This is a genomic window from Yaniella halotolerans DSM 15476 (assembly GCF_000420805.1).
GTDB lineage: Bacteria > Actinomycetota > Actinomycetes > Actinomycetales > Micrococcaceae > Yaniella > Yaniella halotolerans.
Genome location: NZ_ATVQ01000001.1, coordinates 1035118 through 1049918 on the forward strand (window position 1 = coordinate 1035118; position 14801 = coordinate 1049918).

Here is a 14801-nt window from a genome sequence, read left to right on the forward strand (position 1 = left end):
TTCTTTTTTCCAACGCGCAGACGTTTCACGAAGTCTGGGGGACTTCGGATGTCGCGGAACTCCCAGAGTTCACAACGAGAAGCGACTTATCCGGCTCATCGTAAAAATGAGTGTATTTTGATTCTGAATCCGCCGGTGTCCAGCAGTGCTCTGGTGATGTAGTGTGTGAGGTTTCTGAAGCCCAGTGCGGTGCCGCGTAGGTGTTCGATTCTGCCGTTGATGGCTTCGGTGGGGCCGTTGCTGGTGCCGATGTGATCGAAGTAGGCCAGGATATCGGTGGCTCGTCGTTTCAGGGTCCGGCCTAACGTTTGCAGTTCGGTGAGTGTGTTGGGAATACCGTGGCTGATGGAGTCAATGAGTTTGCGTAACCGCTGTTGTGTCCGGTTCGGGTTGCGGTAGGCCGCTACGATCTGCTGGTAGATGTCATAGGTGGCTTGCACCGGGGCATGGTCCGAATTGGCAAATACGGTGGCCAGACGGGTCTGTTGTCGTTGGGTGAGATATTCTTTACCGGTTTTCAACACTTTGCGGATCCCATAGAGCGGGTCGCCCTTGCGGCCGCGATGTCCCAGCGTGGCTTGTTGGATGCGTTGGCGACACTGATCCAAGGCTTTGCTGGCCAGGGCCACCACATGGAAGGGGTCCATCACCGCAGTCGTATGCGGCAAAGTCTCGGTGGTGGCTGTCTTGTACCCGGTGAAGCCATCCATAGCTACGATCTCAACACCGCCACGAAATGCGGAAGTCTGCGCGTTCAACCAGGTGATGAAGGTGTTTGGATCGGCCCGGGACCATATCTAACAGCCGTGCCGGGCCGATGCCGTCCGCCACCGGTGTTAGGTCGATGACCACGGTGACATATCGGTTGCCCCACCGGGTGTGACGCCACACGTGTTCATCCACGCCCAGCACCCGGACTCCAGTCAGCCGGTTAGGATCATCGATGAGTAACTTGCGGCCAGTATCGAGCACGGCGTCGTTGGCGGTATGCCACGACACCCCAAGATTGGCTGCCACTCTGGCAATCGAGACCCGGTCGGTCACCACGGATTTCAACGCCCACAAGGCGGCTGGATACGACAACTTGGCACCCGGAGCCACGATGCTGGTGGTATCTTGCTGCCACACAATGCAACAGTCGTCACACCGATAGCGGCGTAAGCGTAGATGCAGTTGGGTTGGGCGCCATCCAATCGGTACATGCGTGACGTTGCGCACCAGCGTGTCCCGGACCCGGGCTTGGCCCCCACAGTGATGACAGAAATTATCTTGCCGCCTCACCCGACATTCCAAGACGATCCGTTTGGCGGTCACGTGTTGTCCTGTCACAGAAACACCGTAGTTATCCAGCATGCATAATGCATCAATATCGGGCGCAGAAAAGGTAGGCTGGGCCACGTCGAGGTCTTTCTTCAGATGAGTTGTTTCAGCACTTCCATCTTCGAAAGACCTCGACACTTTTATGCCATCAACACACCAGATTCCTCAACCTGATCTACACCCGAAATTCCGAAGAGCCCCTTAAGACAGTTGCGGATTGCCGATGGCATGGCTCCCCAATCCTCATGGATTTTGAGTCCCAGCGCACCAGTATCTATCTGTTCAATAAGCGTCTCGGGGTTGTGAGCGTTCCCCCGACCTAAAAATCCGAAGTTTACTGGCCATTCCGAGGCGGCCTGCAGCATTTTCCCGATGTTATAAGGACCTCCAGAATCAATCCCAACAGTGATCGGCCCCAATGATCCACCAAGCATCGTAGTTATGCCACTTGATATGGCGTGTTCTACGAGCTGCGCACTGTCGAAATGCACGTGGACATCAATTCCACCCGCAGTAACGACCATGCCTTCACAGTCACGCACGGTCGTAGACGGCGCAACGATTAGGCGCGGATCAACGCCGTCCATGATATCTGGGTTGCCGCCCTTTCCGATGCCGACTATTCGTCCGTCCTTAATGCCGATGTCGCCTTTGACAACACCGAGCACTGCATCAATAATCATGGCGTTGGAGAGGAGCATGTCTAACGCGCCCTCTTCGCTGGTTGTTCGAGAGTTCAACCCCATGCCGTCGCGGAGTGTTTTTCCGCCTCCGTGAAGGCTTTCATCGCCCAACACGTTATAGTCTTTTTCAACAATCGCAACAAGGCCGGTATCTCCGAGTTCGTATCCGTCACCTTCGGTGGGACCAAACATCTCTCCGTATGCTTTTCGGGACATTTTCACCATGATTAGCTCCCCTTGAACCCTAGTTCTCTTGCACGCTGCAAAGCAGCGGACTTGTTTGAGTCAGTGACGTCGCCTTGTGTGAGGTCATTCAAGCCCGTGAGGTACTTATTCCCGCCGAACTCAACCAACGTGACTTCTTTTTCCTGACCCGGTTCGAAACGTACAGCGGAACCTGCAGGAACATCGAGTCGGAGCCCAAATGCAGCTTCTCGGTCGAATTCAAGTGCTTTGTTGGTTTCGAAGAAGTGGTAGTGAGAACCGATCTGGATGGGCCGGTCTCCTGAGTTCCTTACCCGTAGCGTTACGGCACGACGTCCTTCATTCAGGACGAGTTCGGCATCTGAGCCAACCACGAGTCGACCCGGCTGGCGGGCTTGCTTGGTCGGCTCTTGCTCACCTGGTCGGATTGGATCGTGAATAGTCACCAGCTTCGTTCCATCAGGAAACATAGCTTCAACTTGAATGATGGGAATGAGATCCGCGACCCCTTCCATCACGTCATCGGTTGTCAGAATGGTAGAGCCCCAGCCAATGAGATCGGCAACAGTGCGGTCCTCGCGAGCCCCTTCAAGGAGCTCATCAGTAATATAAGCGATGGCTTCGGGATGGTTTAGCTTCATCCCTTTCTTCTTGTGGCGTCGGGCGATTTCAGCGGCTGTGAATATAGTCAGCCGTTCCATTTCGGTAGGAGTTAGTAGCATCTTCTTTCAGTTCCTAAATAGTCGAAGATCTTGCTCAGCCAGTTTGAGCGTTGCAATATCGGAATATGGGGTGAAGGACGAAGGAGCGGACAGCCAAAAGTCGTTGGATTCGGTTACAGAGAAGTCGTGCAAGATTTTTGTCAGAATGCGCTGGGCTTGCATAGCCCCCACGACACCCATACGGATAGCGACCTGGCAGTAATTGCTAGTTGTGGAGTACAAGGACAGATGTATAGCTTGTGACTCGTTCATGCCGTTGTGGTGCCAGTAAAGGCTTTGGGCGATAGGTATATGGCCAATGGCTTGCCCTTCTCGAATGAGGCGCAGGTACTCTTTCGCTGGTTGATCGCCCAAGGTAGCCGCTGTACTGAGTAGTGCACGCCCATTCTCGATAGATCCTGCTCGGGCTATGCTCGATGTTGCGGTCTTATCGAGCTCTTGGTCTACTTGAGCGATCTTGCTTAGGTCGTCAATATTTCTGTAGCACTGTCGCAGCGCAACACAATCGGAGGGCTTCCACCGATTCTCAAGTAGGTCGTAAATTGTACGGGCTAAGGAGTCCTGGTCTAGGTTTTCGTCGGCGCTTAGTACTGCTTCTAATCCGTTGGAAAACCCGAAATTTCCTCCAGGAAAGCTGCTGTCGCTGACGCGCAAGCTTGTCAGCAGATCCTGTTGGAGCTCAATCTTGTCCATCGCTATCGCTTTCGACACTCAGCTTGTAGTCCTTGCGGTCCAGGTAATCATCCAGCCGATCCTGATACTCCGCTAGGTCCGTTTCCATTTCGACACGGATTGCCTGTTCACCAATTGCTGCTTTCCAGTGAAGGTGTCCTGCCAAAAAGCCCAGTTGCAAACCGGCAAACGTGGTATGCGGTTCAAGGACAAGCCTCGAGGGACTCTTGATTCGCACGAGGATAACGAGGTCATCAGTTTCATGCAGAACGGAGTTTTCTCGAAGCTCAGCATCACGATTAATAGACATGTTGAGTGCGAGACCGGAGGAAGTTTTTGAACGAAAGCGTCGTCTTTTCGCGTCCTCCGGGCTAATCTCTAGATAATCAATTTTCTTTCCCGTGGCAGCGGACTCATGTAGATCCATGGTCCTGCCAACCGATGTCACGGTCACCATGCAGGGCCCCCTCAGGTTCAGCGAAATGTCGAGCACCACTGATAACTATGAAGAAACGATCGTTTTGATTACCAGAATAGGATCGCGAAATTCACTGCAGTTAGATAAGATACGTCCCCGCTTCCCAAGAGCCCTTGCTCGGGTCAAGACTTCAAGCGTCACACGCAATATGCCCGCGCGTTGCCCGTATGCTCGGGAATCAGTTATTCCAGTACAAGTTGCGCAGCAGTGGTTGGTAGGGGTCGAGCCATGGCGCGGGTTTGAAGAAAATAGAGCCATCAATGCGATGGATACTCCATGCACCGGTATGGATGGCAGTGTGGTGTGGTCCGCAGATCGTGGTGGCGTTTTCTTCGTCGGTGTTGCCACCTTCGAACCATTCTTTGATGTGGTGGACATCAGACAATATGGCCGGGGTGGTACACCCTGGAATTTGGCATCCGCGGTCGCGGGCAAGAATGGCACGCCGTTGGGTAGGCGTGAAAAGTCGGTGGGTGCGCTTTTGGTTTAACACTGTGTCTTGGCCATCCCAGATTTGGCCGACGAGCTCACTGTCGCAACACAGGATCTCGGCGTCGGCGGGGTGAATCGGCCCGGTGTGTAAGGCTTCGGACCGGAACGGTGTCCATGACCGTGACGGCTCATTTGCCGTCTCTGCAGTGTTGCCCATTACTGAATCAGGTTTTCCTGGAATGTTCGGATGTCGTATGAGTGGTGGAACAAACCCATCGAGGCCGGTTGGTCGCCTTGCGTCTGGTGGGAGCGGTGGCACACCGAGCGTCTTGTATGCTGTCTGCACATCCTGAACGATAACTAATTGGGCGGAGGCGCCGTGGGAACGTTTAATTCCTACCTCGGCGGGGTCCATTCGTAGCAGGGTGCGGAACATGCCGATCAAGAGAGCGCCAATTTTCTGACCCGGAGTTAAGGGGTCTAGCTCATCGAGCTCTTGTGCAGTGTAGGGCTTACCCTGGTCGTCCTCACCCATCACCCGGTCAGAGTCATCAAAGGTGGGCAGATCATCGAGGTTCTCTGGCAGCGGGCCGTCGTCTTCTGTAGCCGTAGTGGCGTCGGCAGGTCGGATCAGGTCAATCAGATCCTGGGGGATTTTGACTTCTCCGCCACTGGCTTTGAGCATGTGCAGACTCAAATTTTTGAATTGGTGGAAGAGCTCTGGAGTGGCATCCATCCAGATCCTGCCACCTCCACCGGGCAGGTTTTTGGTTTTGATCGCATTATCAGGCGGTTTTCGTAACGCTTGGGATGGAGAGGGACCGTCCGCGTTAATGGCATGTGCAAGTTGATCCATCCACGCTTTCCGAGCACTATTGAACGCCTCAGGAGTAGAGGTCTCGGCGGCTTCCACGAGGGTTGGTTGAAAGGCTTGTAAAACTTGCTCCATATAGCCGGTTGATTCACCGACTTGCTCTGAATACTCGGCGAGCTTGTGGTGCATACTCACGAATCGGTCCGCGATTTCGCCCGGTAGCCGCCCTTCCACAAAAGAAGTCGCTATGTCTGGATACGTGGGTTGGCAGAACATATTGCTTGGGTCGCCACCGGGCGTATACGTCAAAAGTGGCACCCGTTCAACGTGCTTCTTGGCTTTTGGGGCTGACCAAAGCCTGGTCTGACGCAAGTATTGGCTTTCGTCGCGGAATGGGACCGCGTTTACTGGCGTACCAAGATATAAGGCCTGCTGCCGCATTGCTTTACGCACGTAGCCCGTAAAAAGCGTGTTTGTAGCATCGGTCAAGTTTTCTAGATGACCGAGCATCAACCCGAGCGCCTGGACGGTGTCATAATACTGCTCCGGCACTACCATTTCCTCGCCGCAAGCCTTATCTGTATCTTCCGCGGCTGCCTGTCGGCTGGGCTGGAAGCCGGTCCAGTCACCACCGGAAGAGCTGCGATATGTCGGTATGTTGTGAAAAGACGCTGGCTTGGCCATCTTTTTGGTGGCCATCATGATCAGCTGCACTCCCGCGTGCAAGAGTTCACCCTGAGACGCGTCAGAGACTTTGTCGAGATTCAAAACGTCCGTGGGCACCGGAACACCCAACTTTGGCAGCAATGACGGCAAGTCCATGCAGTGCCTCCTCACATGAGAATCAACAAACGAAAAAGAACCTCGATAACGAAAAAGTGACTAGATACGCGGTTAAAAGAGTTGGTGAGTTGAGCAGGAGTTGCTCGAACCGGCGAGTAAGAAACGGTGGATAATTCGTGCCTCCATTCTACCGGCACAGGCCCTATATAACAAGACTTTTGATGATGTTCTTTTGGATTTATTCAATGCTTTACTACATCTTTAATGCCGTTATCATGAACGTGAAAACTTGTGTTGCGTGTCTAGCATTTTGTGGATAACTCAGGGGCAAGAAAATATCCACATTCGGACGGACACGTCTTGTTCTTCTGCCCTGCATTTCTTATAGCTGCACAGCGCTCCTTAAGGCTGCATGCGTGACCGCGCCCTCGTTAAACAGGCGAGAGCATTCAACAGACGGAAGCGCTTACTGCTCCGCGGAGTTCTGAGCAGTATGCGCTGTGGCGTCTAACCGGGCTGCCTCAGCCTGACAAACAGAAATCAGTTCCCGAAGTCGACGGCTGCGACGCTCCTGAACATAGGCGATACAAACATCGCTGGGCTCAAAATCCTCGAGGTGAATAGCCACCAGAGGTAGGCCGTCATAAGAAATATCCACGGGCGGACGCTGCACCAACACGCTGAAACCTAATCCGCGGGCGACCATGCCACGCACGGCCTCGAAGCTGCTCGAGCGCCAGGCGATATTTGGTTCTAGTCCATTGGCACGAAGCTTCGGCAGCTGATTGTCACGAACCGCGGGTACATCGAGCAGCACAAATGGGTCGTCACCAAATTCTTTGACTCTGACACTCTTGCGATCGGCGAGACGATGTGACGGCGAGACCAAAGCATAGCCTTGGCCACGACGGATGACCTGGTGACGTACGCCCTCGATAAGGTGACCCGTGTGGGTGATGACCGCGTCGAATCGGCCCTCGACCATCTGCTGTTGGAGCGCTTTGCCGTCGCCCTCTGTGATACGGACATCGACGTTGGGGTTGGGGACGACGAATTGCTCAGCGATAAACGGCACCCAGAACGGGGCGACTGCGGTATAACATCCGATATCCAAGGGGCCGACGAGGTCATCGGAGCGGTCACTCATGACCTGCTGCACGTCGGCCGCGCGTCCCACGAGCTCACGCGCATCGGCCAGGAATCTGCGACCCGACGACGTCAACCGTATGCCGTGGGTTCGGGTACGCACCATGAGTTGTTGACCAACCGAACGTTCGAGTTCATTGAGTGACTGCGACATCGCGGCCTGCGAGATGTGAACTTGCTCAGCGGCAGCAGTGACCGTTCCGGCGTCTGCGGCAGCAATGAAGTGCTGCAACTGGCGCAGAGTGAAGCGAAACGGATCCAAAAATATCACACCCACTGACTCGAAATACCAACGATTCTGTAACTCTACTCGGTGGTCAGGATGACGGCGTGCACCGTCGCCACGCCCGAGATAATTAGAACCAAATCCGCTACGCTACGAAAGGATACAGATTGTCGTCCCGCGGGGTTTCTGCCGGGAAGGCTGTCGTTGTTGATCGAGAGGATATGCGATGCATTTGACTCCGCGTGAGCAGGAGAAACTGCTGATCGTCGTGGCTGCTGATTTGGCCCGTCGTCGTCGAGAAAAAGGCCTGAAACTCAATCACCCCGAAGCTGTGGCCCTCTTAACGGCCGAGCTACTCGAGGGGGCACGCGAGGGCAAGACCGTCGCGGAGCTGATGAACGATGGTGCCACCGTACTGTCGCGCGAAGACGTGATGGACGGGGTCCCGGAAATGATCCCGGATGTTCAAGTCGAGGCCACGTTCCCAGACGGCACCAAACTTGTGACCGTCCACAACCCCATTCGATAAGGCGGAGGTGTCTAACATGATTCCCGGTGAATACATTACGGCGCAAGAACCCATCACGTGTAACGCTGATAAAGCGACGCGAATTATCAATGTGATCAACCGCGGCGACCGTCCGGTGCAGGTGGGCTCGCACTATCATTTCGCCGAAACGAATCCGCAGCTGGAGTTTGACCGGCTGGCGGCGCGCGGTATGCGCTTGGACTCCCCCGCTGGCACCGCGGTGCGCTTTGAACCCGGTGATGCCCGCAGCGTGCACCTGGTGGAGATCGGCGGCGAACGTATGATCTTCGGTCTGCGCGATGAGATTAATGGTTCGGTAGGTTCAACGGTGTCGATGTTCTCGACCGAGGCCATCGGCGGTTCGGCGGGCTACGACATTGCTCGTGACGCCGATCTGAAGGATCGTCACGAAGAACAGCGCGAGGAACGCGACGCCAAGGCCGGCCTGGACAAGGTCGAGGGTGAGCAGACCGAGACGACGTCGCCGGTCAAAAACTCAAGCGCCACGGATGAAGAGTTTGACGCCAATGACGAGATGCAGACGAACTCGACGATTAGTGGTTCGAAGGCTGCCGCGGCCCGTCAGATCGAACAACACCGCCAGGACGAGGAGGACCGTTCATGAGTTTTGAGATGAGCCGCAAACAGTATGCGGAAATGTACGGCCCCACCACCGGCGATGCGATCCGGCTGGCTGATACCGATCTCTTGGCGGAGATTGAGTACGACTACACCAATTACGGTGAAGAAGTGTCGTTTGGTGGCGGGAAGGTCATTCGCGACGGAATGGGCCAAAACGGTCAGCGCATTCGCGATGACGGCATCCCGGATACCGTCATCACCAACGTGGTGGTGCTGGACTATACGGGGATTTATAAGGCCGACGTCGCACTGCGCGATGGTCATATCTTTGGCATCGGCAAGGCCGGTAACCCGCTGGTCCAAGACGGCGTGACCATTCCCGTGGGCGTGGCGACCGACGTTATTTCTGGCGAACACAAGATATTGACCGCCGGTGCGATCGACAGCCACGTGCACTTCATTAACCCCGATCAGGTTGGGGTGGCCCTGGCCAACGGTACGACCACGCTGATTGGTGGCGGTACCGGACCGTCGGACGCGTCGAATGCGACGACGGTGACGCCGGGCTCGTGGCATATTTCGAAGATGCTGCAGGCCATGGACAACCTGCCGATCAACATCGGCCTGCTGGGCAAAGGCCACGCGAGCGCCGTCGATCCGCTGACCGAGCAGATCCGTGCCGGTGCCATCGGACTGAAACTGCACGAAGACTGGGGTGCCACGCACTCGTCGATTGACCGCGCGCTCACGGCGGCCGATCTGATGGACATTCAGGTGGCCATTCACGCCGATACGCTCAACGAGGGTGGTTTCGTCGAGGACACGATCCGCTCGATTGCCGGTCGCGTGATCCACACGTTCCACACCGAGGGCGCCGGTGGCGGTCACGCCCCGGATATTATTCGCATGGCGGCACTGTCTAATGTGCTGCCGGCTTCGACCAACCCGACGCTGCCCTACACTCGCAATACGGTGGATGAGCATCTGGACATGGTGATGGTCGCGCACAACTTGAACCCGGATATTCCAGAAGACGTCGCGTTCGCGGACTCGCGGATTCGCCACGAGACCATTGGGGCCGAAGATGTGCTCCAGGATCTCGGCGTCTTCTCAATCACCAGTTCGGACTCCCAGGCCATGGGCCGCGTCGGTGAGGTTGCGCTGCGCACTTGGCAGGTCGCCAATGCGATGAAACAGCAGCGCGGCCGATTCGCAAACGATCCGAAGGTTGGCGACAACGCCCGGTTGAAACGCTACGTTGCCAAATACACGATCAACCCGGCGATCGCCCACGGCATTGCCGATACGGTCGGCTCAGTTGAGGTCGGCAAATTTGCGGATCTCGTGCTTTGGGACCCGGCGTTCTTCGGCGTCAAACCGCAACTGGTCATCAAGGGCGGCCAAATCGCTCAGGCACTGATGGGCGACTCGAACGGTTCGATTCCAACCCCGCAGCCGCGCACCATGCGCTACAACTTTGGGTCGATGGGCAGTGCCGTACACGATTCATCGCTTACGTTCCTCCCGACGGCGGCCCTGGAGGACGACGTCCCAGAACGTCTCGGCCTGCGGCGCTCGGTCGCAGAGGCCAAGAACATGCGCGAGTTGACCAAGGCTGACTTGAAGCTCAACGGTGAGACCCCGCAGATCGAGGTCGACCCCGAAACGTATGAAGTCCGGGTCGACGGCGAACACGTGACCTCGAAACCCGCGGATACCCTACCGATGGCGCAGCGCTACTTCCTCTTCTAACCCCTCGGAGGTTTGATGATTGTTCATGAAATACTTGGCAACCGGTCAGAGCTGTCTGCCGATCGGCTTGCCAAGCTCACCGAAGACCGTGTGCTGCTGGATAACGAGCAACTGCTCAAACGCGTCCAGCGGCTCACCACCAGCTCGGGTCGGGAAATCGGCCTGCAACTGGCCCACAATCAGGAACTGCACGACGGCGATATTGTGCACCTCGACGAGGACACCCTGATCACCGTGGAAGCCGCGTCCACCGATGTGCTGGTCATTGCGCCACAAGATTTGAAAACCATGGCGTTTGTGGCCCACAGTCTGGGTAACCGACACCTGCAGGCGCAGTTCTTTGGCCCCGAATCCGACTACGGTCGGGCTGCAATGGTGGTGCGCTACGACCACACGGTCGAGGACTTCCTGACCGAATACGATATCCCTGCAACCCGCGAGCAGCGCGTCATGCCGAAAGCTTTCCGCCATGCCGAACATTCCCACTGAGCTCGATCAGACCGAGCTGGCCGGGTTACTGACCGTCATGCAGCTCTCCGATTCGGCCCTGCCCACCGGGTCGTTCAGCCACTCGTTTGGCATGGAGACCTATCAGCAGCGCGGCACGGTTGATTCAGCGGCCAGCTACACGGCCTGGGCCACCGGCTATCTGCACCAGATGGCCTATTCGGAGGGGCTGGCGGTTCGGTTGACGCACGACGCCGCCGGCGACGACGACCACGAACGCATCGCGCGGATTGATCAACTGCTCTACGCCGCGGCAATCCCCCAGCAGATTCGTGACGCCGGCACCTCGATGGGGCAACGGATGAACACGATCGTCGAGGTCGCCATTGACGAGACGAGCGCGCTGCGGAACTACCGCGACGCGATCGAGGCTCACGAGTGTCACGGGCATGCAAGCGTGGTGTTCGCGCTGGCCGCTGCGGCTGTCGGGGTATCGGTGCGACAAGCCGTGGCCGCCTATCTGATGCAGCTGGGCACCGCGCTAACCCAGAACGCCATCCGGTCGATTCCGCTGGGGCAAAATGCCGGCCAGCAGGTGCTCACCGACCTCCGGCACGTGATCCCCGAGGTCGTCGACGTCGTCTTTGACCTGGACGAACACGATCTGGGCGCCAGCGCACCGGGCCTAGAAATCGCACAAATGATGCACGAAACGCAACGGGCACGCATGTTCATGTCGTAACCCGCACAACATACGTAGAAACGGTAAGGAGCAACACCATGAAACCAGTACGAATTGGCGTCGGCGGACCCGTCGGTGCCGGAAAAACCCAGCTGATCGAACGCATCACCCGCGCCCTGGCCGACGAGTTCTCGATGGCCGCGATCACCAACGACATCTACACGATCGAGGACGCCAAGATTCTGGCCGCCGACGGCGTGCTGCCCCTGGACCGGATTATCGGTATTGAAACCGGTGGTTGCCCGCACACCGCGATTCGCGAAGATACCTCGATGAACGAAGCGGCCATCAAAGAGCTCAAGCGCCGCCACGAAGATCTCGATATCGTGTTCGTTGAATCCGGTGGCGACAACCTCTCGGCGACGTTCAGCCCCGAGCTGGTGGACTTTTCGATGTACATCATCGACGTCGCCCAGGGTGAAAAGATTCCTCGCAAGGCCGGCCAGGGCATGATCAAATCTGACTTCTTCGTCATCAACAAAACCGACCTCGCCCCATACGTTGGTGCTGATCTGTCCGTGATGGAAAAGGACTCCCTGGAATTCCGCGGCGACAAGCCGTTCTCCTTTACGAACTTGAAGACCGATGAGGGCCTCGACGCGATCCTGACCTGGATTCGCAAAGACGTCATGATGGCTGATCTGGCACAGTGACCGTTCGGCCATCCACCGATAATCCTGTCGGCCAGCTGCGCATGGTAATCGAGGAGCGCGCTGGCCGGGCGATTGCTCGGCAACAGTATTTTCAGGGTGCCTTGCGCGTCCTACGTCCCCACTATCTGGATGACACGGGGCAGGTTTCCTACACGATTGTGAATCCTGGCGGCGGGTATCTGGGCGGCGACGTCTACGCTCTTGACATCGAGGTTGGGGGTGGCTCATCGGCGACGATGACCAGCCAGTCGGCCACCAAGGTGTATAAAACTCCCGACGAGCCCGCCTATCAGCACTCGACGTTCCGGCTCGGCCCCGATGCGGTGCTGGAATACGTTCCGGATCAGCTCATTGCCTACCGCGATGCGCACTACATCCAGGACACCGTGGTCGAGATGGATCCGTCGGCCAGTTTTCTCAGCACCGAGATCGTGACCCCCGGTTGGGCTCCAGATGGCACGCTGTTCAAATACGATCAACTGCAGTTGCGCCAGGAAGTTCGCATGCACGGGCGGCCGGTGATCGTCGATAACCTGATTGTCCGTCCGGATGACGAATCTGCACCGGTTCGTTCGATGCTGTTCATGGACGGTCGCACCCACCTGGGCTCCCTACTGGCCGTCGACGCACGGATCGATGCCGAGCTCGTGGCCGAATTGCGCGAAAAAATTGCCGACGCCCTCGAACATATCGGCACCATGACCCCGGCGAATAAGCCGGAAAGCTCGAAGCCCGAGGCGCTGTTTGGCATCACGCTGGTGGACGGGCCGGGCCTGGCCGTGCGAGTGTTGGGCACAAAAACGGAACAGATTGCCGCCGCACTGTACGCCGTCGTCAATGATCTGCGAGCGCGCTGGCGCGACCAGGGCCCGATCCATCTGCGGAAGTACTAGTTTTGGAGACGTCGGATTGCTGTCTCTGTGGTCATGAGAGCATTGCCGTCGTGCCGGATCAAATCTTCCGATGCCGCTGGTCTCCTCGATAGAGCCAGGAAATTACGGTATCTGCACTTTATACGGAACTATCGAAGACGCGCTCCCCGTCTTTCTCTCTTTCGTCTGCGAAAGCGTACGCAATTTCTGTGCCGTCGGCGAGTATATCCAGCTCGAACTCTTCATTCTGCCACTCAATCTGAGCGCCGCCATCCGGCCGTGGAAAGATCAAGACATTGGGATATTGAGAAGCATCGATGACCTTGGCCAACTGCTCAACGCGATGAATAACCGTTTGAGCAATTTTTGCACCACCGCCCTCCCGGGCACATCCGGCCACATGCCCATCTGTGGACGAGCATGGATCACATCAAAGTCCGAGTGCGCCGATGGCAACCACATTGACCCCATCACGACGTCGATACGACGGACCCGATGAAACAATTACCGTCAGTGACGACGGATCCGGACCTACCACTTGGTCGGCGAAGTTCAGGAGACCGGTGGCTGCTGCATCAATGATTTCTTTGTTATGACCGAGCTTGATTTCAAAACCCGCCCAAGACCCGTCGGGCAGCGTCACGACACCGTCGAGTTCGCCTCCGTATGAATCACGCACGTGAGCCACTGTCCCTCCCAGCGGTTGAGAAAAGACGCGTAAATGTTGAACGACGAGCGACTCGAATAGTTGACCGGTAAATCGCGGGTCTTGAAGGAGAGCATCCACACCAGCACCGAGCGCTGCTACTGCGAGCGAAGGATCAACGAAATGACGTTTCGGTTCCTGCCTCAATGTTGCAGAGGATCTAAGATGCGTTGACCAGGCAGGCTGGTGTTCGGTAATAAACACTCTTTCGAGGGCCGTCAGATAGTCACGAACAGCATCACGAGACAGTGACGTCTCGTCCTTGGCAAGCGTCGAGAGAGAAACCTCAGTTGCAGTCGATCGAGCTAACGCTGCGAAGAGTCGCCGAACTCGAATTGGATCACGGCGCACACCGTCTGTTGCATACAGGTCAATCTCTGCGACCGTGTTCAGGTAGTCCCGTAAGTTCCGACTCACCTCAGGTGCGGTAAGATCCTGAAACCCAGGCCAGCCACCCACCACGATGCGTTCTACCAGTTGACGATACGAAAGATTTGCATCGGCGGCGCGGGGCGATTCCCCGTGCATGATGTCAGAAAATGAGATGTCATTCGTCGAATGGCCTGTTTCCATGAGGGTCATCGTGCCCATCCGAACACGCGCAAATCGGCCCGCCCCGGTGTGTCGCACTGCATCCGCCACGGGGGCGGTAGAACCGGTAAGAATGAACTGACCCTTTTCACGTCGAGCGTCCACTTCGCCCCGCACTATATTCCACAATTCTGGAGCTACTTGCCATTCGTCAAATAAGCGTGGCACGGCACCGTTTAACACCAAAGTCGGGTCTATGCCGATCAAGTCGACAATGCTTGGGTCACGGTCAAGTCGCACCGAACTTCTCGCTACTTGCAAGGCTGTCTCGGTTTTACCACAAGCGCGCGGTCCCTCCATTAATACCGCCCCGGCTCGCCGTAGCGCAGAGAGCAGTTCAGCATCTACCACTCGTGGCATGTATTCCAAAAGTGCCAATTTGCCCCATTCTACCTGATCAAATTGTCCAGTCGTCAGTTTAGAGAGAGTTTAGTCGTCAATTTGGAG

General features: G+C 56.5%; 15 protein-coding genes and 1 pseudogene. 7 read left to right on the top strand and 9 right to left on the bottom strand.

All coding sequences use genetic code 11. The features are described from left to right. Nucleotides 1–95: 95 nt before the first annotated feature. From G583_RS14470 to G583_RS14480, 7 genes and pseudogenes are all read right to left on the bottom strand, one after another. Nucleotides 96–1398, bottom strand: a pseudogene (locus G583_RS14470) (ISL3 family transposase). Nucleotides 1399–1460: 62 nt separating this feature from the next. Beyond that, nucleotides 1461–2219: an amidohydrolase family protein gene (locus G583_RS14475; RefSeq protein WP_245540576.1), complete on the bottom strand. Its 759-nt coding sequence runs from the start codon at nucleotides 2217–2219 to the stop codon at nucleotides 1461–1463. A gap of 11 nt (nucleotides 2220–2230) precedes the next feature. Beyond that, nucleotides 2231–2929, bottom strand: coding sequence for an urease subunit gamma (locus tag G583_RS0105090; protein ID WP_022870110.1), 699 nt, complete (start codon nucleotides 2927–2929; stop codon nucleotides 2231–2233). Between the two features lie 6 nt (nucleotides 2930–2935). Next, complete coding sequence (locus G583_RS0105095; protein WP_156832051.1) at nucleotides 2936–3640, bottom strand: urease accessory protein UreF; 705 nt, start codon at nucleotides 3638–3640, stop codon at nucleotides 2936–2938. Continuing rightward, complete coding sequence (locus G583_RS0105100; protein WP_029629279.1) at nucleotides 3609–4058, bottom strand: urease accessory protein UreE; 450 nt, start codon at nucleotides 4056–4058, stop codon at nucleotides 3609–3611. Before G583_RS0105100 ends, G583_RS0105095 begins: the two co-directional genes overlap by 32 nt. Before the next feature lie 199 nt (nucleotides 4059–4257). Beyond that, nucleotides 4258–6147 (bottom strand): HNH endonuclease signature motif containing protein, encoded by a 1890-nt coding sequence (locus G583_RS0105105; RefSeq protein WP_022870113.1) that lies wholly within the window; start codon nucleotides 6145–6147, stop codon nucleotides 4258–4260. A 427-nt stretch (nucleotides 6148–6574) separates the two neighbouring features. After that, a complete protein-coding gene (locus tag G583_RS14480; protein WP_169558765.1) occupies nucleotides 6575–7525 on the bottom strand; it encodes a LysR substrate-binding domain-containing protein in 951 nt (316 codons plus the stop codon). A gap of 181 nt (nucleotides 7526–7706) precedes the next feature. Here G583_RS14480 and G583_RS0105115 point away from each other — a divergent pair, with 181 nt between their 5' ends. From G583_RS0105115 to G583_RS0105145, 7 genes are read left to right on the top strand one after another with little or no spacing between them, the layout of a single operon-like run. After that, nucleotides 7707–8009 carry an urease subunit gamma gene (locus tag G583_RS0105115; RefSeq protein ID WP_022870115.1) on the top strand — a complete coding sequence of 101 codons (303 nt, stop codon included), beginning with the start codon at nucleotides 7707–7709 and terminating at the stop codon, nucleotides 8007–8009. Nucleotides 8010–8025: 16 nt separating this feature from the next. Then, nucleotides 8026–8634, top strand: coding sequence for an urease subunit beta (locus G583_RS16545; protein WP_022870116.1), 609 nt, complete (start codon nucleotides 8026–8028; stop codon nucleotides 8632–8634). After that, nucleotides 8631–10343 carry an urease subunit alpha gene (ureC, locus tag G583_RS0105125; RefSeq protein ID WP_022870117.1) on the top strand — a complete coding sequence of 571 codons (1713 nt, stop codon included), beginning with the start codon at nucleotides 8631–8633 and terminating at the stop codon, nucleotides 10341–10343. Before G583_RS16545 ends, ureC begins: the two co-directional genes overlap by 4 nt. A gap of 15 nt (nucleotides 10344–10358) precedes the next feature. Then, on the top strand, nucleotides 10359–10832 hold the full coding sequence (ureE, locus tag G583_RS0105130) for an urease accessory protein UreE (protein ID WP_022870118.1): 474 nt from the start codon (nucleotides 10359–10361) through the stop codon (nucleotides 10830–10832). Next, nucleotides 10813–11532: an urease accessory protein UreF gene (locus G583_RS0105135; protein WP_022870119.1), complete on the top strand. Its 720-nt coding sequence runs from the start codon at nucleotides 10813–10815 to the stop codon at nucleotides 11530–11532. The genes ureE and G583_RS0105135 overlap by 20 nt, the downstream gene beginning before the upstream one ends. A 38-nt stretch (nucleotides 11533–11570) precedes the next feature. Continuing rightward, the gene (gene ureG, locus G583_RS0105140; RefSeq protein WP_022870120.1) at nucleotides 11571–12185 is read left to right on the top strand and encodes an urease accessory protein UreG; all 615 of its coding nucleotides are present in this window, start codon (nucleotides 11571–11573) and stop codon (nucleotides 12183–12185) included. Then, nucleotides 12182–13078 carry an urease accessory protein UreD gene (locus G583_RS0105145; protein WP_022870121.1) on the top strand — a complete coding sequence of 299 codons (897 nt, stop codon included), beginning with the start codon at nucleotides 12182–12184 and terminating at the stop codon, nucleotides 13076–13078. The genes ureG and G583_RS0105145 overlap by 4 nt, the downstream gene beginning before the upstream one ends. 118 nt (nucleotides 13079–13196) lie before the next feature. Here G583_RS0105145 and G583_RS0105150 read toward each other — a convergent pair whose 3' ends face one another. Together G583_RS0105150 and G583_RS0105155 are read right to left on the bottom strand one after the other, a co-directional pair. Continuing rightward, on the bottom strand, nucleotides 13197–13457 hold the full coding sequence (locus G583_RS0105150; protein WP_022870122.1) for a hypothetical protein: 261 nt from the start codon (nucleotides 13455–13457) through the stop codon (nucleotides 13197–13199). A 30-nt stretch (nucleotides 13458–13487) separates the two neighbouring features. Continuing rightward, complete coding sequence (locus G583_RS0105155; RefSeq protein ID WP_022870123.1) at nucleotides 13488–14714, bottom strand: ATP-binding protein; 1227 nt, start codon at nucleotides 14712–14714, stop codon at nucleotides 13488–13490. Between the last annotated feature and the right edge of the window lie 87 nt (nucleotides 14715–14801).